Genomic DNA, 19,065 nt, shown 5'->3' with positions numbered 1-19,065 from the left:
TTCTCCTTGGCGCCGTTGAACTTCTCGGTCGCCTGCTCGGCCTGCTCGTAGAGACCGTCGACCTTGGCCTTGACGCTCTTGACGGACGGCTTGGCCGGCTCGGCCTGGGCTGCCTGGGCGGACAGGGCGACGGCTGCGGCGGCGGTCGCGGTGAGCACGGTGACACGTGTGCGACCGGCCTGCTTGGGACGACGGTGGGACGCCACTGGCGCGAGCTCCTTCTTCCTCCGGCCGCCTGCCGCACGCGTACGGCACTGGAGAATCGGCGAGGACCTCCGCCGCCATCCCGAATGGATGACCGACCGGGCAGAGGTTCGAGTCACGACACTAATCATTGACTCGAGCCCGAATCAAACCCCTGGAGGGAAAAAGCCGTCCAGCCACTATTTCTTTACCCGCACCATCCTTCGCCACCGATGTGGCACAGGTCACACCCCGAAAAGTTGCCTCAATACCGGGCGCATTTCAGCCACATCCGCATCGACCCTGGATACGCGCCATCAATACCCCTGACGGGATTTCCCACATTCGGGCCGCCGCGAAGTACCGCCTTTCCGGCGGCCGCCGTCGGGCCGTGCAGTTGGGGGCGGTCGCCTCATCCCTGTCCGCGAAGGAGGGGGGATCCACCAAGTGAAGCCCTTGGGAAGCCTGTTGCTGTCAGCAGCGACATCTGCCGCCGTGTTCGTCACCGGGCCTACGGGACGTTCTCCGGCGGCATGGACGTACGGGAGACCTGCGAACTCGTGGCGGGCGAGCATGATGATCCCGACTACAGGGCAGCACACTTCAAGGAGTTCGCCCAGGTCTTTCCCCTGCACAACAAATGCAACGCCTCATACGACCTGGTTCCAGGATGGGTCAACGCGGCCATCCTCGTCCTGGCTCTGGCGACCGTGGTGCTTCTGGGCAAGGCCGTCGCGGGGACCGTCCACCATTTCAGGTACCGTCGACGCGCAACGGCACCCTCTGTCCCTGCCGGCAGCTGACCCTCGCCTTTGCGCACGGGGCTGTGTCAGTGCCCCGCCGCATACTGACGCCCATGCAGATGACGGAACACGCACTCGCTCAGGCATGGCAGCGGACGGTCGCGGGTTCCGACCTGCTCGACGACGCCATGCTCCCGCCGATCGGCACGTCCCCCGACCAGTACGCACGGCGCGCGGGCCATCGCGGCGGCCTCCTCCTCGTCCTGGACGAGGACGGCACGGTGCACGGCTACAACGGCCCCTACCAGGAGGTCTTCGCCACGCGGGACGTGGACCAAGTGCTGTACCACGTCGCCGAGCAAGCGGTCCGTCACCTCGCCGAGCACATCGTGGCCCACTCCCCCGGCCAGGGCGCCGTCGCCAACCTCGTCGCCGGGCAGGCGAAAATGCTGGAGGAGATCAACCCCGCCTGGGCAAGCCGATTCCGCAGCGGCGGCGTGGACGGAACGCAGGCGGCGCGCCCGTGCGGACGCGACCCGCTGGAAGGCCTCGCCTGGATCGCCCGCACCTGGCGGGATCAGGACCCGTACACCAACCTCGTCTTTTTCCGCGGTGACGGCGTCAGCGCCGAGGAGATCGCGCTGCTGTACGGAGCCGACCCGGAACATGTAGCCGCCGGGGCACGTCTGTCAGACCTGCACCGCATCGATGGCCACGACCGCGGCCACTGGGACACCGCCTGGACGTCCTGCTGCTTCGGGCAGGCGGGCGACTGGGCGTTCCTGATGTACCACGAGACGCCGCCCGGCATCCGGGCAGGCGCAGCGGAGCTCTCCCGGCTCGGCGTCACCGAGACGGTGTGCCTGAGCGCCTGCTCCGCGAAGGCCATCTACACCTTCGACTACACGCGCGACGGCGCCCGTGTCGACGACGACTGGGGCGTGCTGGAACTGATCGGGTACCACCGGGGCCAGGCCCCCTACTACCGGGGCGGCCGGCTCGACTTCCTCAACCAGGCCATACGCCGTGCCGAGCTGGACCACCCCGAGCTGACCGACGCGTTCGAACTGTACTTCCACGCCCTGGACGACGCGCTGGGTCTGCGACTTCCCCAACGGGACATCGAGGAGGGAACGGTCCGGGCCGCGCTGTGGGCACCGCGGGCCCCGGGCCGGGGTTGACGGTCCGGCGGGTCCGGCTCCCGGGACACCGGCTCCGCCCGCTCGCCCGCTCGCCCGCCCGCCCGGCGCGTCCGCGCGTGCACCCGGGCGGCGGCGACGCCACCCGGGTGCGGCCGGGTCATTCGCGCGAGAACAGCCCGATGCCTTCGGGAATCGCGCGCTCGGCGCCGCCCGTGGGGTGGTTCCGGACGACCGGCGTGCCCGACAGGGGATCACGGGTCACGAGGGTGGAGGAGCCCCCGCCGTCCAGGTTCACGCCGTCGTCGGCGCCCACGGCCTGGAAGACTCCGGCCAGTTCGGCGACCGTCAGTCCGGCGCCCGCCTCCGCGCTGCCGTCCAGCACCAGGAGGTGGAGCAACCGGCCGTCGTCGCCGATGGCGGCTCCGGTCCTGGTCGCCACGGCCTTGTCGTCCAGGCCGGGCAGCGGCGCGCCGTCGCGCAGGACGGGATAGCCGCCGACCGCGAACTTCAACCGCTTGCCGCTGGTGCTCCGCAGCTTGTCGGAGACGCGGACGCGCTCGCCCGACCGGAGCGTACGGAGCGCCGCCGCCCCGCCTTCGCGGCCGACCAGGACCACCGTGCCGGGCTCGATGGCGCCGGCGCCGATCGTGTCGGACCCCGAGACCACCCGGCCGTCCCGCACCGTCACCTCATAGGCGTCCGTGGTGCAGTCGGCGGCGCGCAGGGTGTCGGTGCCGCACACGGCGCGCCGGCGCGACACGTCTCCCCACCGCGAGTCGAAGGCACCGATCCCGCCTTCGGGGATCGCGTACTGGTTCAGCCCCTCGAGGTCGAACCGCTTGCCCTTCTGGGCACGGACCGTGCCGTCGAGGGTGAGTTCGTCCAGCCGTGCCTTGTGGTTGTAGCCGACGCCGATGACGTCGCGGGTCGACGTCCCGGGCGGCAGACCCGGTCCGAAGCGCTGACCGTTCGGTACGGCCGCCTTGAGCGCCACGCCGTCGGAGACCGCCGGTCCGACCGCGGAGCCGGTCGCCTGGACGCCAGGGTGCTGGGTCTCGTCGATGTTGAAGAAGTCGGCGTTGACACCGGCCACCGCCCCCTGTGCCGCCGCCAGTTGGGACAGCTTGGCGCGGGAGGCGACCTTCCCCGGTGAGAGCAGGCCCACCGAGACATGGTGGTCGCGCAGATCGGCGGTGACCACATGGCCGGTGACCGTGCCGTGCGACGCGGTCACCGAGAAGGACCGGTAGGTGATGCCCGGCGCGATCGTCACGCCGTCCGCCATCCGGACCCGCTCGACGGCGTTCGCCTGGCCGGCCCCTGAGCCGAGCAGCATCGTCGTCGTGATCACCGCCGCCGCGGAAACGGCTGCCCCGCGGACCCGGCCGTTCGTTCTCGTCATCTGATGTCCCGTCGTATGTGCGTGCATGACGCACGAGTACTGGCCGGAGCCATCAGAAGGGGCTTGGGAGACGTGCCGGTGGCAATCTCCTGACGGGTCGACGAATCCTGGCGGGCCGTGGGCACACAAATGCCCTTGAGCTCACGGCCGGTGGCCACGGAGAGTGGGTCCATGGGTTCTCGGCGCTTCGTCTTCCTCGATCCCGACGGCATCAGCGCCGGCGGCTGGCTGTACGCGGTGGTCGAGGCGAGGACCGGGGTCTTCTACCAGCAGCAGTACGGGGGAACGGCCTGTCGGCAGGGGCAGGTCGAGGGCTTCCTTGTGCCGCTGCACGGCCCCGATGAGCTGGCCGCGCTACGTGAGCTGTTCGAGAAGGATTTCCGCGGAACCGGAACCTGGAACCACACCTGGCCGGATGACGAGCGGGGCCGGCTCCGTGGTGCCATCGGCGCCCTCCGCTACTGGGCGTCCGACGGCACCACGGAGGAGCCGCATCCGCTGCGGCTGGACGAGAGCCGGATCCGTGAGGCCGATGAGGCCTGGGTGCCGGTGATCACACCGGACGGCCCCGCGGTGCTGATGTGGTGCAACTCGGACTGAACGCCGCGATCACCTGTGTGCCCTGTGCCGGCTGAACCAGGCCGCAGGGGCGCGGTGTTCTCCGGTCGAGCGAAGCGCCTCTCGGCGACCGTCACGGGTGTCTCCATCCGGTCCGCCCGCCGGCGCTTGGGGTCGCTAATCGGAGTTCTCCCACACGAGGACCCCGGGACCATCCGGTGTCACCACCGGAACCCACGCCTCGTCCACCTCGGAGAGCCGGGATTCGTCGAGCATGAGCGGCGCAGGGAAGACGTCGTCCCGGTTCGCGGAGCCGAAGACGTGGAAGGCGACCGCTGCCCTCAGCCGATCGAGCAGGTCCGCCGGCCAGTCCAGCCCTCTGGCCCCGGTCCCCTGCAGCTCCCCGACGAAGATCTCCTTCAGCTCGTCGTCCAGCCCCCGCCCGAAGACCGGGATCAGGAAACCCTCTTGCTCGTACCGGATGCAGCCGTAGCCCCCACCCTGGTTCTGGTAGACCACGCCGGTGGGTGCCGCCACGATGACGAAGACCCAGCCGTGACCGGAACCTGTGTCAAGAGGGTCAAGGAAGATGTGCCGCTTGCCACCGTCTGCGTCAGTCATGATCAGGAGGATCGCACGGAAGTGCGAGTCGGCTCACGACCGCCCGGGCTCCGGGTGCGTCGCCGGAGACGGACTGGACGCGCCGGACCATCGACGGCCGGCCCGGCAGGCACGCCTACGCGAGGGCCGAGCCGGCCTTCCACTGCTCCCAGGGCATGTTCCAGCCGTTGAGGCCGTTGTCGGGGGCGATCGTGTGGTCGTGGGAGTGCTTGACGACGACCACGTCGCCGATGAGGGAGTTGTTGTAGAACCACGCCGCGTCCTGCCCGGAGTCGCCGCCGCCTTGGACGTCGTTCAGGCCCACGCAGCCGTGGCTCACGTTGGAGTTCCCGAAGACGGAGTCGTTCGCCCAGTAGTTGCCGTGGATGAAGGTGCCAGAGGTGGACAGGCGCATCGCGTGCGGGACGTCGGGGATGTCGTACTCTCCCGCGTAGCCCACGGTGGCGCCGTCCATGCGGGTGGAGATGAGCTTCTGGGAGATCACCATCTGCCCGTTGTACGTGGTGCTGCCCGGTGCGCCGGAGGTGATCGCGATCGTGCGGACGGTGCTGCCGTCGCGCTCGACGCGCATGGTGTGGGCGGCGGCGTCGACGGTGGAGACCTGACGGCGGCCGACGGTGAAGCGGACCGTCTTGTCCTGGGTCCCGTAGGCGTTCGCGGCGCCCTTCACGCCGTCCAGGCGCAGGCTCAGGGTGACCTCGGTGTGCGCCTTCCAGTACGTCTGGGGGCGCAGGTCCAGGCGCTGGTCGCCGAACCAGTGGCCGACGACCTCCTGGTCGCCGTCGCTGGTGACGCGTATGCCGCGTTCGACGGCCGCCTTGTCGGTGACCGGCTTGTTGAAGGTCAGGGACACGGGCATGCCGACGCCGACGGTCGAGCCGTCCTCGGGGGTGAAGGTGCCGATGAGGCGCTCGTCCTTCGTGAGCGTGGTGAACGACAGGCGCCGGGTCTGCGTCCGTCCGGCTTCGTCCGAGGCGTGGACGACGAGCCGGTACGAGGTGCCGTGGGCCAGGGTGCCGTCCGGGGACCAGCGGCGGTGGTCGGCGGCGACGGTGCCGCGTACCGGATCTCCGCCCGCGGTGGTGAGGGTGACGGACGAGATCTTCCCGCCGGAGACCTCGACGTCGCCCGCGCTGCGGACGGATGCGTGCCGTTCGCCGTCGGTGGCGCCCGTGGTGAGGCGGAAGGCGGCCGACGCGGCCCGCAGCTCGGGCGAGGTGGCCGTGGACGGCGCCGTCCCTTGCGCGGCGGGCGCGGTGGCGGGCTGCTGGCCGGCGCAGGCGGTGAGCACCGACGCCCCGGCGACGGCAAGGGCGATCACGGTGCGGTGGGGAAGGGACGACACGCTTACTCCTGTGGACCGCGGAACTGTCATCGGGCGAGAGAGGCCGCGTCGCCCATGACGACGACGGGGTGGTCGGCGGGGTCGAGGGCCTGCAGCAACTGCTTCATGTGCGTCTTGGAGACGCTGACGCACGCGTGCGTGGGGCCACCGTGGTCGACGTGGATCCATATGCCGCCGCCACGGTTCGCGCCCATCGGCTGGGCGCCGTTCATCGGCGACGTACCTGGCTGGCGGTTGTAGTTGATGGCGATCACGTAGTCGAAGGAACCGGCGAGCGGTTCGCCCAAGAAGCCGGTATCGCTGATGGAGAAGGCTCCGGAACGGTGGTAGGGCAGCTTGGTGCCGGGGTCGGCGAGCCGTCCGCCGGCGTCGGTGAGACCGAACACCCCTATGGGGCTGTGCAGATCGCCGGCGTAGTGCTCGTCGGTCCAGCCCTTGTAGCCGTTGTGCGCGGCCCATTCCGCGCCCGGACGCCAGCCGCCGTCGACACGCTCCCAGAGCACGACCTTCGAGGACGACGACTTCTTGCCGGCTCCCGTGACGAGGACGACCTGCCGGGTGCGGGCCGGGATCTGCGACAGGGTCTTGGGGCCGAGCCCCGGCAGTTGGGCGGGGTACTGCGGCTTCGGAGGCTTCGGCGATCCCGTCGTCCGCGGTGTGGCGGGGGCTCCCGCCGACTGACCCGTCGCCGGGTCGGGGGCGTCCTGGACGACGGAGGCCGTCTCGGGGGAAGGCGTGGGGTTGGCCTCGGGCAGGTGCTGGTAGGCGGCGATGCCGAGCGAGGAGACGATGACCGCCGCGGTCGCCGATATGTAGGGCCTGTGGAGGCGCATGGGTGCTGGCTTTCTCACGAGGGCGGGAAGTCGGGGGCGGCCCCGTGGCGGGGCGCGCGGTTCCGGCCGGGGACCGGACGGTGTCGGTGGGTGATGCGGCACGCCGGGCGTCAGCGTCCGTGTCATGGGGGCGGCCCTGGGCCGCGAAGGGGGTCTCACACCCGTTCAACCGGGCGGACTCCAGTTCGGGTTGCCCGGATGTCGGGGACCCGGGCCGGGACGCCCGGGAAACGGGACATGCCGGTCATGCCGGCCGTCGCCCGGGGATCCGCCGCGGCGCGTCAGCGGCGGATCCCCGGGTCCGTCAGTCGGTGCTCGCCGGGGGCGGGGCACCTTTGTGCGTACTCCTGGTGGGCCGGGCAGAGCGCGGCCACGGGCTCAGCTGCGGGCTCAGCTGCGGGCGTTCTCCGGCACGGTGATCTGGTGCTCGCCCCAGCTCATCCTGGTCGTCGCGTTGTAGTTCACCGTCGTACCGGCGACGAGCCCGGCTTCCTCGGCCCGGGCGGACGGTTCGGCCAGGACGAGCACGTCACTGAGCATGGCGCCGGTGGACGGGTCCACGATCAGCCGCTCCCGGGTCGTGCCCAGCGGTCCCGGGTAGCTGATGGGGAAGTCGACCCCGACACCCTCGCGTCCCAGGGGATCGGTGACGCGCCCGGTCACCCGGACTCCGGGCAGTTCCGCCATCACCCGGTACGCGGCCGCCCGGACGGCGGGCTTCACGGGCATCGTGATGAGGTTGCCGGCCTGGCGCAGGATCCAGGCGCTGCGCGCCGAGGCGCCGGTGTCGGCGCCGCCGTCCTGCGCGTACAGCCGCTCCAGGTAGCGGCGCAGTTCCGCGCTGGTGGAGGGCAGTGCGCGCAGGTCCTTGTAGGTGACGTTGTGCGGGCCGACGGCGTAGATCTTGTCGTCGACGTTCGTCCGCATGACCATGGGCCGCCGCCCGGTGCCCATCACGGTGACGAGTTTGCCGGTCCCGGTCTTCTTCCCGACCTGGAACTCCACCGTGCCGGGCGAGCCAGCGGCCTGCCAGCGGGCCTTGTCGGCCGCGGTCCGGGGCTCGGTCACGGAGTCCAGGCCGGAGACCATCAGGCTCCCGGTTCCGGGCCGCACGCCCACCGACCACTCGTCGGTCGACGCGCTGCGCACGGCGAAGAGGTGACCCTCGTCACCGGCGACGTCCACGTTCTCCGAGCGCGTGGTCGTCTGCCAGTAGGTTCCCTCGGCGACCGAGGTCTCCGCCTGCCGGGCCGCACTGAGCAGTTCGATGTGGCCGTCGACACGGATGTCCGCGCCGGTGCCCGGGACCTCCGTCCCGGCGGAGGACCGCGGCTGGGCGGCCTGCCGGTCCGCCGGCTCCTGCCAGTCGAGCGCGCCCACGGCCACCACGGACGCCGCCACGGCTGCCAGGGCCACCGCTCCCAGCGGCCGGAACCCGCTCCTGCGGCGCGGCGCGAGGAAGCGCGCCGCGGGGCCGTCCGTCGCTCCGGCGACGATGCGTGCGAGGTCCTCCCGCTGCCGCGCGGGGTCCACGAGCCGGGACGGGTCCAGTTCGTCGGGCCGTGCGTCCGCGAGCACCTTCATGACGTCGGGCCGCCCGGACGGCTTGTGGGTGTTCTTCACGCGGGTGCTCCTTGGCGGTGAGTGGGGTACGAGGTCTCTGCGGAGGGCGCGGACGGCGGCTCTGCCACGGGCTCCGCCGGAGGCGCAGCGTCCAGGGCCTTCTCCAGCCGGCGGCGCGCCCGGAAGAGCCGGACGGTCAGCGTCGCGGTGGTGCAGTCCAGGACCTGGGCCGCTTCCTTGGCGCTCAGGCCGTGCCAGGCGATCAGCGTCAGCAGTTCCCGGTCGGCCTCGGGCAGGCTCGCGAGTGCCTGCAGCGCGTCGTGCCGGTCCGTGACCTGCGCCGCGACGTCACCGGTGCCGGTCCGGGCGCCGCTGCTGATGCGCCGTGCCTCCTCGGCGGCCAGGAGGTACTGGTGGGCGTCCCGGCGACGCAGTTCACGCACCAGGTTGCGGGCCACACCCAGGAGCCACGGCAGTGCCGGATGAGGGATGTCGCGCACCCGCCGCCAGGCGACGGTGAACGTCTCGCTGGTGATGTCCTCCCCTACCTGCCGTCCGACCAGGCTGGTGGCGTAGGCAAGGACACGCGGATGGCACTCCTCGTAGACGTCCCTGAAGTGCTGGGCATGTGTCACGCGCCGTCCCCTCATCTCTGCTCTCTCACCATGCAGTGAGCGCCGAGGCGCGTTTCTTACATCCCGGATCGAGAATTTCCGTGGATGTGGTCCACATCACGCCGGGGAGCCGGAGCCTGACACCGCCTGGCCCGGAAGGCGTCGGGACGGCGTGAAGGCGGGGATCCGCCGCCCCCCGATGGCTAGGGGGGCGGCGGATCCCCGCCTTCACGCACCGCCGGTCCCGGCGGTCGCGGCGGTCAGTAGCCCGCGGTCAGGGCGCCGTGAGGAAGCCATGACGAACCCGGTGGTCAGGCCGATGCGCAGCGATGCCGCGCGCAGCAGGAAACTGCTGGTGAGCGCGGCGTCCGAGGCATTCGCCGAGCACGGCACCGAGGTGTCCGTGGCCCAGATCGCGGAGCGGGCGGGGATCGGCAAGGGAACCGTGTTCCGGCACTTCCCCACGAAGGACGATCTTCTGGCGGCGATCGTCTGCGAGAAGATGCACGCCCTCGCCGCGACCGGTGAGCGCCTCGCACAGGCCGAGGACCCGGCGGAGGAGCTGCGCGAATTCATGAGCGCCGCCGTCGAGCTGCAGGTGCAGGACCGCGCCTTCTGCCAGGTCGTCCACGGGGGGGCCGATGATCACGCCGAGGTGCGCGAGAGCCAGGAACGGGTGAGCGCCGTCACCGAGGCCCTGACCGACCGGGCCCGCCGGCACGGTGCCGTCCGCCAGGACGTGACCGGGCAGGACGTCATGCTGCTGATGAGCGGGATCCCCCTGACCGTCTCACGTGTGCACACGACGCAACCGCACCTGTGGCGGCGCTACCTGCGCCTGGTCTTCGACGGCATGCAGGCCGCCGACGGCCCGGCCCTGCCGGGCCCCCCGCCCCACGCCGGGACCCCGGACTGACGCCGCCGGCACACGGACGACGGCCGCCGCCCCGTCGTGGGGCGGCGGCCGTCGGGGCGGGGCAGGTCAGTGGGGTGCGGCCGCCGGTTCCAGGACGAATAGCGGGATCTCCCGGTCGGTGTTCTTCTGGTACTCCGCGTAGTCGGGCCAGGCCTCCACCGCGCGCTCCCACCACGCGGCGCGCTCGTCGCCCGTGACCTCACGGGCCGTCATGTCCTGGCGCACAGGGCCGTCCTGCAGTTCCACCCGGGGGTCAGCGACCAGGTTGTGGTACCAGACCGGGTGCTGGGGGGCGCCACCCTTCGAAGCCACGACGGCGTAGCTGCCGTCGTGCTCCACGCGCATGAGCGGTGTCTTGCGGATCCTGCCCGACTTGGCGCCCAGCGTCGTCAGGACGATCACGGGCTTGCCGCGCAGAGTGGTCCCCTCGGTCCCTCCGGAACCCTCGTACAGCTCGACCTGGTCCCGGACCCATTGCTCGGGGCTCGGCTGGTACTCACCGACCAAAGGCACGTCGTTCTCCCATCTCGGCATGCGACATCGACAACCTCAACATCCTCACCCACCCCGCGCCTTCCCGGCGGCAGCCCCGCTTCGCGCCGCCGGTCCCGCCGCCGATCACCTGGATGGCGGCCGCACGCCCGGCTGGAGCGCGAGCCGAGCGGCCGCGTCGGGCGGGCCGGCCGGTTGCCGGAGCACCTCACCGCACGGGAGCGGATCGTATGAAGCACCGCCCGCGCAGGCGGCCACTGCCTTGTCCAGGCCGTCGAACCCGGTCTCCAGGGGGCCGAGTTCCACGAGGCTGGGGAGACCGATGGTCTTCTGACCGGGACACCGTTCGTCGAGCACGCGGGTGGGCAGCACGTAGAAGGCCCACTGGCCGAGGTCGAGCGGGTCAAGGGTCTGCTTCTCCTGGTGGCGCAGCAGGCAGAAGACGTACACGTCCGACTGACGCAGTGCATCCACCGAAGTGGTGTCCGTCGGAGCGTCCCAGCCGCATGCCGGTGCGATGGAGAACGAGATCCGGGAAAGCCGGGATTGCGCCCACGACTGCAGGTACGCCGCCGATTTGACCTCGACGCGCCATCCCGTGGGCGTGCGGATGTCGACGGAGTCCCATTCGGTGCGGGTACCGTCCGCAGCGCCCAGGGCCGTGGCGACGAGGTACTCGGCCAGGACGCCTCGCAGGGTGTTGTTGGCCAGGTCGGAACACGCCCAGCTCCAGAACTCGCCGAGGGTCGCGACGGATGCGCCGTCGGCCCTGATCGGCTCGCTGCCGCTGCGGCGCCGAATGACCTGCGCGCCGAGCCCGACACGGTCCATGCTCTTCCCGCCGTCCGCCCACTGCCGTAACGGCGACAGAACTACCACAGCCTGCGGTGCTCCACCGGGCGACAGCTCCGCGGACCTCTCTCGGCCGGGTGTTGCGTCCGTTCACACGCCCGCAGCAGGCGAAATCGCTCTGTCATGTTCCGGCCACATCATCCGTAACAGGCCGCCCTGAAGATCGGCGTGCACACCGGCAGATCGAGAGAGGGCGACTCATGACACAGGGGCAGCCGACAGGACTCGACCGCAGGGGATTTCTGCGCGCCGTCGGCATCACCGGCGGCGCCGGGGCGATGTTCGCCACCATGGGCGCGCTGGGGCTCGCGCCGACCGCCGAGGCGGCCGGACGCGGCGCCGACTTCCGCGCGCCGAGCGCGGCCGACTTCCACCTCACCGGACGCAGGGCGGGCAAGGTCGTCGTCCTGGGCGCGGGCCTGGCCGGGCTGACGGCCGCTTACGAACTGGGCAAGGCCGGATACGACTGTACGATCCTGGAGCCGCGCGACCGGCCCGGCGGCCGCAACTACACCGTGCGCGGCGGGGACACCCACACCGACCTCGATGGGCGTACCCAGACCGCCCGGTTCTCCCAGGGCCAGTACCTCAACGCCGGGCCGGCCCGGCTGGCCCAGTGGATGGTCACCCTCGACTACTGCCGGGAACTCGGCGTCCCCATCGAGGTCTTCACCAACGCCAACGCCGACGCGTACATCTACCACGAGTCGGCGGGCATGCCGCCCGGGCAGCCGGTGCGGTACCGCACCGCCAAGGCGGACACCTTCGGGTACGTCAGCGAACTCCTCGCCAAGGCCACCGACCAGGGCGCGCTGGACCAGGAACTGACCGCCCAGGACAAGGAGCGGCTGCTGTCGTTCCTGGAGGGCTTCGGCGAGATCGGCGGACGGTCCGAGGGCTGGGCGTACACCGGCGGCGCCAACCGGGGCTTCACCACCTGGCCCGGCGCCGCCGGCACCCCCGGGAGCCTGCTCGGTGACCTGCCCACGGCCTCCGAGGTCTTCGCCTCGGGTGTCGGGCGGCACTTCGCGTTCGAGTTCGAGTACGACCAGGCGATGCTGATGTTCCAGCCCGTCGGCGGCATGGACCGGATACCCAGGGCCTTCGCCCGCGCCATCGGCGATCGCCGGATCCACTACGGCTGCCAGGCCACGTCGCTGGTGCAGTCGGCCGGCGGCGTCACCGTCGGCTACACCGACCCCACCGGACGGCAGCGGCAGGTCGAGGCGGACTACTGCGTCGCCGCCATGCCGCCCCATCTACTCGCCAAACTGCCGCACAACCTCGGTCCCGACGTGCAGACGGCGCTCACCACCATCCGCCCCTCGTCCGCCGGCAAGATCGGACTGGAGTACCGCAGCCGCTGGTGGGAGACCGACCACCGCATCTACGGCGGCATCACCGAGACCGACCTGGACCTGTCCCACATCTGGTACCCGTCCTACGGCCACCACGGCAAGCGCGGCGTCATCGTCGGCTACTACAACACCGGGGCCAACGCCGACGCCTACGCCGCGTTGACCCCAGCCGAACGTGAGGCGCGTGCCGTCATGCAGGGCGTGAAGATCCACGGCGAGAAGTACCGGAGCGAGCTGGCGAACTCCTTCTCCATCGCCTGGAAGCGCGTCCGCCACCTCGAAGGCGCCTGGCACAGCATCCCGGGCGGCACCGACTCCGCCGTCTACAGACCCCTGAACGAACCCACCGGACGTGTCCTGTACGCCGGCGACTGGCTGTCCTACATGGACGCCTGGCAGCACGGCGCCATCCTCTCCGCCCGCAAGGCCGTCACCGCGTTGCACAGCCGCGCCCTGAAGGCCTGACCGCCCGTCGCCACGGGCAGAGGCGCTCGGCCGGGGAGACCCGGCCGAGCGCCCGTCCATGCCGCTCGCGGCCCACTTCGTCAGGTAGGCGTCGACGATCGTCTCGGTGACGGTGTTGCCCACGCGGTCGGCCGCCTCCGCCGTGAACGAGACGGTGCCGCCCGCCTTGGGGTGGGCGACCTCCACCCGGCCGTCGCGGACGGCCGTCTTCTCCCAGTGGGCGCCCTCCACGGTGACCGGCACCCGCACCTCGGCCCGCGCCTTGCCCGTGTTGTCCAGGGACAGCGCGGGGGTGAAGCGCACGACCGAGGTGGGGATCTCGGTGATCCCCTCCGCGTACGCGGAGGAGAACCTCCAGGACGCGGTCATGCTCGTGGAGACGTCGGCCACCGCGCCGCGGGTGAGGGAGGCGGTGAGCCGGTGGTCGGCCCGCTCGTTGTCGGCGACGTAGAAGTAGTCGAAGGGGCAGATGCTCTGGTAGACCAGCTCGCCGTTGCGGTGCAGGGTCGTCAACGCGCTCTCGTAGGGGCGGACCAGCCCGGCGCCTTCCGGCAGGGAGGGGCCGAAGACGCCGACGTTGAACACGTGTTCGTAGGAGCGTCCCGGCTTGAACGTCCGGGCCGCGGCCTCGTAACCGGTCTCGTAGGAGTCATTGGCGTCCACCTGGGTGAACGGCAGCGTCCGGGGGGTGCCGGCCGACAGCAGGTGGAGGGTGCCGGTGTTCGGAAGCGGGCGCTCGATGCCGAGGCCGCTGCCGCCGTCCGTGACCGGTGTGACGAACCCGAGCTTGCCCTTGGCCGCCGCTCCGACCTTCGTCGTGACGTCGGCGAAGTCCCGGCGCTTGGTGTGGTGGGTGAAGCCGGTCAGGTACGCGTCGCCCCTGGGCCGGTACACCAGGGCCCGGCGCTCAGCCACCAGCTCCGGCTACCCCCACCGCATGCTCGGGCCCAGCGGGCCGGGGGTGCGTTCTCCGGTCGGCGTTGCGTACAGCACGAGGTTGCGTTCGTAGCGGCGTGCCGCGCGATCGTAGGGACCGGCGCAGGTGATCAAAGCCAGCCGGTGGGGGCCGGCGCGTGTGAAGAGGTCACGTGGCAGACGCTCCTGCTGGTACGTGCGCCGGGCGGTGACCCGGTACAGGCGTACCTTGGCGTCCGCTCCTGTCACGGTGATGGGGCCTCCCACCGGGATGTCGTACAGTGCGGCGAAGGTGCCCAGCCCGTCTTCGCGGCTGTCGACATGACCCGCTATCAAGACCGTGCCGGTCGCCGCGCCCAGCGGGGCCCCCAGTGCCCACCATCCGCCGGTGTGGAGGTCTTCCGGCAGGTCGAGAGCACCGTCGGCCCGGGCGGCGACGGGTACGACGACGGCGTCGAGACCGGCCGGGCCATGGATGCGGGTGGGTGGCGACGCCTCTTGGTCGTCGGAGGCGGGGCGGTGCACGCCGGCGGGCAGGGTGCCCGAGTCGGTGACGCCCAGTTGCGGCGTGGTCCACGTCAGCCAGCCGGCGGCCGCCGCGCCCAGACCGCAAAGTGTCATCACAGCGGCGGCCGACCGGTGGCGTTCCACGGGTTCTAGCTCTTCCCGGCCGTTCGGCGGCGGATGCGCAGGAGCCAGGCCGCTCCACCGGCGGTGAGCAACGCGCCTCCGGCCACGCCGACCATGCCCGCGGTGGTGGCCGAGCCTTGCGCAGCGGCGAACTGGCCCCCGGATCCGGCGTGGACCATGCCGGTGCCCGAAGGGGCGTGGCAGGTGCCGCCGCGGACCATCTCCAGGTGCATGGCCACCACCGGACGGGCGCTGCGGGCGGCTGCCACCACTTCGGCGTTGCTTCCCGCCTTGATCTCCCGGTCGATCAACGCGAGGGTCTCGCGGTGCCCGACGTCCTCGGTGCTGAGCCATGCCGCGTCGTACGCCGGGCTGCCCGCCTTCGCCTGCACCTCGGCCAGCCCCTTGTCCTGCGCGCTGGACGGCGACGCAGGCAGCGTCACCTTCAGCTTGCCCGCGAGCATCTTCACATCCGCGTCGAGCTTGCTGTGGTCTTGGACGAGCACCTCGCCGACCTGCTTCACGCACTCGCTCGTCGCGTGGCTCTGTGCGTCGTTCCCAGCCGCGATCTCGGCGAGGTTCCCTTGGTGGACCTTCGCCAGGAACGTCGTGTCCTGGTCGGTCAGCCCCGCAGCGAACGCCTGGGGCGTTGCTATGCCGGACAATGCCGCCGCCGCCACGGCGGCAGCAAGCAGTCGTGTACGCATCGGTACTGCTCCCTTCGAGCCGGTGGGGCTGCCAAGGCGGCACCACACCGGTGGTCAGAACGGGGCGCATGGCACAGCGCCCCCGGACAGATGGCTGCCACCCCGGCGCCCCGCCGTACCGGTGAAGTCCGGTGGCTCACCCGTCGAGCCGATGTGCGCGTGCGCCGCCCGTGAAACGACCGCCCAGCCGCATCGCCGGTGCATCGCCAGGCGGTGATCCGGATGAGTCCGACGGCCGCGGCCGGTCTGCGGGACCACCCGGAGCCCCGGGCGACGGTGTGTCGCCCGGGGCCTCACACGCCCGCGCTACTCGGCGCGCCGCGGCGCCTGGCCCTCGGCCGCCGGCAGCGACCGGATGGCGCGGCCGCTCACCTCACGCGGCACGACGCGGATCCACAGCTCCCGCGTTCCCCCGGCCCAGGGCTCGGCTCCGGGACGCCGGGCGAGGGACTCCACGACGGCGGCGTCGGTGATCCGGTCAGCGATGCCCGCCACCAGGACGCTCCAGCCGACACGGCTGGTCTCGTCGACGTGGTCGGTCTCGAAGGCGAGCTTCGTGCCGGACGCGACCGCTGCCGCGCCGGCCGGATCCGTCCGGTAGACGACCGTTCGCCCGTCCACCAGGAAGTTGACCGGCACCAGCACGGGAGGCTCGTCCCCGGTGTCCGGCTCCGGCGCATGGGCCACCCGGCCGATGCCGTGCGTGCCCAGCCGTTCCCAGCACTCCTGCTCGGACAGCCGCTGCAGCACCGGACGGGCCGCCGGTCCGCCCCGTCCCGGCGGCGCCTCGCGCGAGCCGAGCGCCAGCTCCTCGTACGACACCCCCAGCACGGCGGCCAGCCGCATCAGCGAGGCGGGGTCGAAGCCGGTGCCCAGCTCCTCGACCTGCCGCAGGTACACGATCGACATCCCGGCCCTGGTGGCCAGCTCCTCGCGGGACATGCCCAGCTGCTCCCGCCGCACCGCGACGCGGCCGGCCACGCTCTCACCGTCGAAGGAGCCGCCGCCCGCCGAGCCGGGCCGGTCCGGACCACCCATCACTGCCGCTCACCACCTTCGTCCCGTCTCCTTTCAGCGCAACAGACCCATGGGCAGCCCGCCAGTCCAGGGAGCCGTCCCCCGGCCGGAAACGCCCCGGGGGTCGGTGTGCGGTCAGGCGAGGGCCGGTTCGCGTGTGACCGCGGTGAGCCCTCCGGCCCGCGACAGGAGCTGGACGCAACCGGCGCACAGCAGGCCGGTCGCGGTCAGCGTCAGCCAGACCAGCCACGGCCTGTCGCTGTGGTCGGCGAGGTCCCAGATGGCGCCGGTGGCGAGGTTGCCCAGGGTGATGCCCAGCCCGGAGACGGTGTTGTACCAGCCGTAGTGCGTGGCGACGAGGCGCTCTCCGGAGAGGGTGACGATGGTGTCCATCTCGAAGGGGTAGACCACCGCGCTGCCCACGGCCAGGACCGCGACGGCGGTCACGAGCAGGGCCACCGCGAGGACGGCCTCGAACGTCCCGCCGGACGGGTCGGGGCTCACGGCCAGGGGCGTGAAGGCCAGGCCCATGAGGAGGATCCCGCCGACGATGGCCTGCGGCCCGGACCAGCGGGCACGCACCCAGCGGGTGATGCGGAGCTGGCCGAGGACGGAAACGACCGCCGAGACGATGAACAGGCCGCTGGTGACGGCCTGTCCGCCGGTGCCCAGGAGTGCGTGGGCCTGTAGGGGCAGGGCCAGGTAGACCTGGAAGGACAGCACGTACGAGCCGATCATGGCCAGGGAGAACAGCATGAACGGCCGGTTGCCCAGCACCTGGCGCCAGGAGCCGAGGACACCCGCCGCCGCCCCGGGGCCGGTACCGGTGCCGCGTTCCGGCCGCCGGTCGGGCAGGGCCCGGCACTGCAGGACGGTCAGCACGGCGAAGACGGCCGCGGCCGTCAGGCACACGGCGCGGAAGTCCAGGGCGAGCAGGGCCAGGCCGACCAGGGGGCCGATCAGGACGCCCGCCTGGTAGAAGACATTGAACAGGGCGAAGCCCTCCACCCGCCGCTCCCCGGCCTCCACGGCCAGATAGGCGCGGACCGCCGGGTTGAACAGCGCGCCGGCGAACCCGGCTGCGGCCGAGGCCGCGACCAGCGCGGGCAGGGAGTCGACCAGCCCGAGCAGCGCGAAGCCGAAGGTGCGCAGGGTGCAGCCCATCACGATGGGCGTCTTGTAGCCGAAGCGGTCCGCGATGGTGCCGCCGAGCACGAACATGCCCTGCTGGGAGAAGTTCCGTACGCCCAGGACGAGGCCGACGGCCCAGGCGGCCAGGCCGAGACCGCCGGCCAGGTGGTCGGCGAGGTAGGGCATGAGCATGTAGAAGCCCAGGTTGATGGCGAATTGGTTGGCCATCAGCAGCCGGGCCGGGGTGTCGAAGGAGCGGGCCTGCCGCCACAGCCCCCTCACCGGGCGGCCTCGAAGGACAGGCCGCCGAGTTCGCCCGCCGGCGCGTCGGCCAGCGGGTCCACCACGGTGGTGCAGCGGGTCCAGCGGTCGACCACGGTCTCGCCCGGGTGGGCGATCTCCTGCGGGTCCTCGGCTGGTTCGTGGTGGAGCAGGCCGTGGCCCCGGCAGTAGGCGTCGTCGAAGACGGTGCCGACGTAGCGTTGCGGGCCGTCGGGGAAGATCGTCACGATCCGGGTCTCGGCCGGCAGCGTACGGGCCAGCCAGCGGGAGACCAGGGCGACCGCGCCGACGCTCCAGCCGCCGGTGGCGTAGTGGTCGCGGGCGAGGCGCCGGCAGGCCCACACCGCCTCGCCGGCGGCGACCCAGTGCACCTCGTCGAAGGCCGCGTGGTCGACGTTGCGGGGATGGATGCTGCTGCCCAGGCCGCGCATGAGCCGGGCGGCGGGCGGCTGGCCGAAGATCGTCGATCCCGTGGTGTCGACGCCGACCAGCCGCAGGTTGGGGAAGAACGCGCGCAGCCGGCCGCTGACCCCGGCCGAGTGTCCTCCGGTGCCGACACTGGCGACCAGGACGTCGATGCGGCCGAGCTGGGCGACGAGTTCGTGGGCGAGGGCCGCGTAGGCGGCGACGTTGTCAGGGTTGTGGTACTGGTCCGGGCACCAGGCGGCCGGATCGGCGGCGAGGAGTTCCCGCACCCTGTCGCGGCGGGCCTGCTGCCAGCCGCCGACGGCGTGCGGTTCGGCGACGATGTCGACGGTCGCTCCGTAGGCGGTGAGCAGGGAGACCATGGGCGGTTCCATGCCGGGGTCGGTGACCGCCGTGACCGCGTGTCCGTGGACGGCCCCCGCGAGGGCGAGCCCGAGGCCGAGCGTGCCGCTGGTGGACTCCACGATGCGGGCACCGGGGAGGAGTTCACCGCGGGCGCGGGCCGCCTCGATCATGTACAGCGCGGAGCGGTCCTTGATGCCGCCGGGGTTGAAGCCCTCGAGTTTGGCCCAGAAGCCGCGGCCGTCGGGGACGAAGGGCGATCCGACCCACAGCACGGGCGTGTTGCCGACCAGTCCGGCCGGAGTGCGGCGCGGGGGCGCGGTGGCGGCGAGGAGTGCGGCCGGGGACGCGGGCGTGCCGGGGTGAGGGAGGGTGCTCATACGGGTTTCTCCTGCGGCCGTCGCCGTGGCACGGCCGTTGCTCGTACGGATCCGGGGGCGCGTGCAGCCGTGCCCGCTGCGCGGTGCGCGGTGCGGCGGGCGGGGCTGGGGCCCTGTCAGGTCCGCGATACGCAGAGCAGACTCAGTG

General features: G+C 71.8%; 19 protein-coding genes and 1 pseudogene. 6 read left to right on the top strand and 14 right to left on the bottom strand.

What is annotated here, in order from left to right; genetic code table 11:
- Positions 1-206: pseudogene (locus tag PV341_RS32930) on the bottom strand (hypothetical protein); the annotation flags it as partial.
- 510 nt (positions 207-716) lie between these two features.
- On the opposite strand from PV341_RS32930, the gene PV341_RS32925 reads away from it, so the two are divergent.
- Positions 717-986 carry a hypothetical protein gene (locus PV341_RS32925; RefSeq protein WP_500327435.1) on the top strand — a complete coding sequence of 90 codons (270 nt, stop codon included), beginning with the start codon at positions 717-719 and terminating at the stop codon, positions 984-986.
- Positions 987-1,039: 53 nt separating this feature from the next.
- Positions 1,040-2,107, top strand: a complete 1,068-nt coding sequence (locus PV341_RS32920; RefSeq protein ID WP_500327437.1) for a hypothetical protein — start codon at positions 1,040-1,042, stop codon at positions 2,105-2,107.
- 118 nt (positions 2,108-2,225) lie between these two features.
- Here PV341_RS32920 and PV341_RS32915 read toward each other — a convergent pair whose 3' ends face one another.
- The gene (locus PV341_RS32915) at positions 2,226-3,470 is read right to left on the bottom strand and encodes a phosphodiester glycosidase family protein (protein ID WP_500327438.1); all 1,245 of its coding nucleotides are present in this window, start codon (positions 3,468-3,470) and stop codon (positions 2,226-2,228) included.
- Between the two features lie 171 nt (positions 3,471-3,641).
- On the opposite strand from PV341_RS32915, the gene PV341_RS32910 reads away from it, so the two are divergent.
- On the top strand, positions 3,642-4,070 hold the full coding sequence (locus tag PV341_RS32910; protein ID WP_500327439.1) for a DUF6210 family protein: 429 nt from the start codon (positions 3,642-3,644) through the stop codon (positions 4,068-4,070).
- Positions 4,071-4,205: 135 nt separating this feature from the next.
- Here the strand turns inward: PV341_RS32910 and PV341_RS32905 are convergent, their stop codons facing one another.
- The 5 genes from PV341_RS32905 to PV341_RS32885 form a co-directional block, all read right to left on the bottom strand.
- Complete coding sequence (locus tag PV341_RS32905; RefSeq protein ID WP_500327441.1) at positions 4,206-4,649, bottom strand: DUF6210 family protein; 444 nt, start codon at positions 4,647-4,649, stop codon at positions 4,206-4,208.
- Positions 4,650-4,764: 115 nt separating this feature from the next.
- Positions 4,765-6,024: a L,D-transpeptidase gene (locus PV341_RS32900; protein WP_500359738.1), complete on the bottom strand. Its 1,260-nt coding sequence runs from the start codon at positions 6,022-6,024 to the stop codon at positions 4,765-4,767.
- Positions 6,021-6,827, bottom strand: coding sequence for a L,D-transpeptidase family protein (locus PV341_RS32895; RefSeq protein WP_500359737.1), 807 nt, complete (start codon positions 6,825-6,827; stop codon positions 6,021-6,023). Before PV341_RS32895 ends, PV341_RS32900 begins: the two co-directional genes overlap by 4 nt.
- A 390-nt stretch (positions 6,828-7,217) precedes the next feature.
- Complete coding sequence (locus PV341_RS32890) at positions 7,218-8,450, bottom strand: CU044_5270 family protein (RefSeq protein ID WP_500359736.1); 1,233 nt, start codon at positions 8,448-8,450, stop codon at positions 7,218-7,220.
- Complete coding sequence (locus PV341_RS32885; protein WP_500359735.1) at positions 8,447-9,025, bottom strand: RNA polymerase sigma factor; 579 nt, start codon at positions 9,023-9,025, stop codon at positions 8,447-8,449. The genes PV341_RS32890 and PV341_RS32885 overlap by 4 nt, the downstream gene beginning before the upstream one ends.
- Before the next feature lie 274 nt (positions 9,026-9,299).
- Here PV341_RS32885 and PV341_RS32880 point away from each other — a divergent pair, with 274 nt between their 5' ends.
- Positions 9,300-9,920 (top strand): TetR/AcrR family transcriptional regulator, encoded by a 621-nt coding sequence (locus PV341_RS32880; protein ID WP_500327448.1) that lies wholly within the window; start codon positions 9,300-9,302, stop codon positions 9,918-9,920.
- A 66-nt stretch (positions 9,921-9,986) separates the two neighbouring features.
- Here PV341_RS32880 and PV341_RS32875 read toward each other — a convergent pair whose 3' ends face one another.
- Entirely contained in the window at positions 9,987-10,433 is a 447-nt protein-coding gene (locus PV341_RS32875; protein ID WP_500327450.1) for a nitroreductase family deazaflavin-dependent oxidoreductase, read from the bottom strand.
- Positions 10,434-10,538: 105 nt separating this feature from the next.
- Positions 10,539-11,243: a hypothetical protein gene (locus PV341_RS32870; RefSeq protein ID WP_500359734.1), complete on the bottom strand. Its 705-nt coding sequence runs from the start codon at positions 11,241-11,243 to the stop codon at positions 10,539-10,541.
- A 221-nt stretch (positions 11,244-11,464) separates the two neighbouring features.
- On the opposite strand from PV341_RS32870, the gene PV341_RS32865 reads away from it, so the two are divergent.
- Both PV341_RS32865 and PV341_RS32860 read left to right on the top strand, forming a co-directional pair.
- A complete protein-coding gene (locus PV341_RS32865; RefSeq protein ID WP_500359733.1) occupies positions 11,465-13,087 on the top strand; it encodes a flavin monoamine oxidase family protein in 1,623 nt (540 codons plus the stop codon).
- 106 nt (positions 13,088-13,193) lie between these two features.
- Positions 13,194-13,538 carry a hypothetical protein gene (locus PV341_RS32860; RefSeq protein ID WP_500359732.1) on the top strand — a complete coding sequence of 115 codons (345 nt, stop codon included), beginning with the start codon at positions 13,194-13,196 and terminating at the stop codon, positions 13,536-13,538.
- Positions 13,539-14,011: 473 nt separating this feature from the next.
- Here PV341_RS32860 and PV341_RS32855 read toward each other — a convergent pair whose 3' ends face one another.
- The 5 genes from PV341_RS32855 to PV341_RS32835 all read right to left on the bottom strand — a co-directional run bounded on the left by PV341_RS32855 (position 14,012) and on the right by PV341_RS32835 (position 18,917).
- On the bottom strand, positions 14,012-14,653 hold the full coding sequence (locus PV341_RS32855) for a class F sortase (RefSeq protein ID WP_500359731.1): 642 nt from the start codon (positions 14,651-14,653) through the stop codon (positions 14,012-14,014).
- A 5-nt stretch (positions 14,654-14,658) separates the two neighbouring features.
- On the bottom strand, positions 14,659-15,339 hold the full coding sequence (locus tag PV341_RS32850) for a DUF4142 domain-containing protein (protein ID WP_500327456.1): 681 nt from the start codon (positions 15,337-15,339) through the stop codon (positions 14,659-14,661).
- A 306-nt stretch (positions 15,340-15,645) separates the two neighbouring features.
- On the bottom strand, positions 15,646-16,377 hold the full coding sequence (locus tag PV341_RS32845; protein WP_500327457.1) for a helix-turn-helix domain-containing protein: 732 nt from the start codon (positions 16,375-16,377) through the stop codon (positions 15,646-15,648).
- Between the two features lie 114 nt (positions 16,378-16,491).
- Complete coding sequence (locus PV341_RS32840) at positions 16,492-17,769, bottom strand: MDR family MFS transporter (protein ID WP_500327459.1); 1,278 nt, start codon at positions 17,767-17,769, stop codon at positions 16,492-16,494.
- Positions 17,766-18,917 carry a PLP-dependent cysteine synthase family protein gene (locus tag PV341_RS32835; RefSeq protein WP_500327460.1) on the bottom strand — a complete coding sequence of 384 codons (1,152 nt, stop codon included), beginning with the start codon at positions 18,915-18,917 and terminating at the stop codon, positions 17,766-17,768. Before PV341_RS32835 ends, PV341_RS32840 begins: the two co-directional genes overlap by 4 nt.
- Positions 18,918-19,065: the final 148 nt, after the last annotated feature.

This window comes from Streptomyces sp. PA03-1a, from assembly GCF_033792805.1.
GTDB lineage: Bacteria > Actinomycetota > Actinomycetes > Streptomycetales > Streptomycetaceae > Actinacidiphila.
The sequence above is the reverse complement of the archived record's forward strand: the minus strand, read 5'-3'. Positions and strand labels throughout refer to the sequence as shown.

Excerpts from the sequence above, each read along its gene's own strand:
- PV341_RS32925 (WP_500327435.1), top strand. The coding sequence starts at position 717 with ATGGACGTACGGGAGACCTGCGAACTCGTGGCGGGCGAGCATGATGAT.
- PV341_RS32905 (WP_500327441.1), bottom strand. The coding sequence starts at position 4,649 with ATGACTGACGCAGACGGTGGCAAGCGGCACATCTTCCTTGACCCTCTT.
- PV341_RS32865 (WP_500359733.1), top strand. The coding sequence starts at position 11,465 with ATGACACAGGGGCAGCCGACAGGACTCGACCGCAGGGGATTTCTGCGC.
- PV341_RS32920 (WP_500327437.1), top strand. The coding sequence starts at position 1,040 with ATGCAGATGACGGAACACGCACTCGCTCAGGCATGGCAGCGGACGGTC.
- PV341_RS32845 (WP_500327457.1), bottom strand. The coding sequence starts at position 16,377 with ATGGGTGGTCCGGACCGGCCCGGCTCGGCGGGCGGCGGCTCCTTCGAC.
- PV341_RS32850 (WP_500327456.1), bottom strand. The coding sequence starts at position 15,339 with ATGCGTACACGACTGCTTGCTGCCGCCGTGGCGGCGGCGGCATTGTCC.
- PV341_RS32900 (WP_500359738.1), bottom strand. The coding sequence starts at position 6,024 with ATGACAGTTCCGCGGTCCACAGGAGTAAGCGTGTCGTCCCTTCCCCAC.
- PV341_RS32910 (WP_500327439.1), top strand. The coding sequence starts at position 3,642 with ATGGGTTCTCGGCGCTTCGTCTTCCTCGATCCCGACGGCATCAGCGCC.
- PV341_RS32895 (WP_500359737.1), bottom strand. The coding sequence starts at position 6,827 with ATGCGCCTCCACAGGCCCTACATATCGGCGACCGCGGCGGTCATCGTC.
- PV341_RS32835 (WP_500327460.1), bottom strand. The coding sequence starts at position 18,917 with ATGAGCACCCTCCCTCACCCCGGCACGCCCGCGTCCCCGGCCGCACTC.
- PV341_RS32870 (WP_500359734.1), bottom strand. The coding sequence starts at position 11,243 with ATGGACCGTGTCGGGCTCGGCGCGCAGGTCATTCGGCGCCGCAGCGGC.
- PV341_RS32915 (WP_500327438.1), bottom strand. The coding sequence starts at position 3,470 with ATGACGAGAACGAACGGCCGGGTCCGCGGGGCAGCCGTTTCCGCGGCG.
- PV341_RS32880 (WP_500327448.1), top strand. The coding sequence starts at position 9,300 with ATGACGAACCCGGTGGTCAGGCCGATGCGCAGCGATGCCGCGCGCAGC.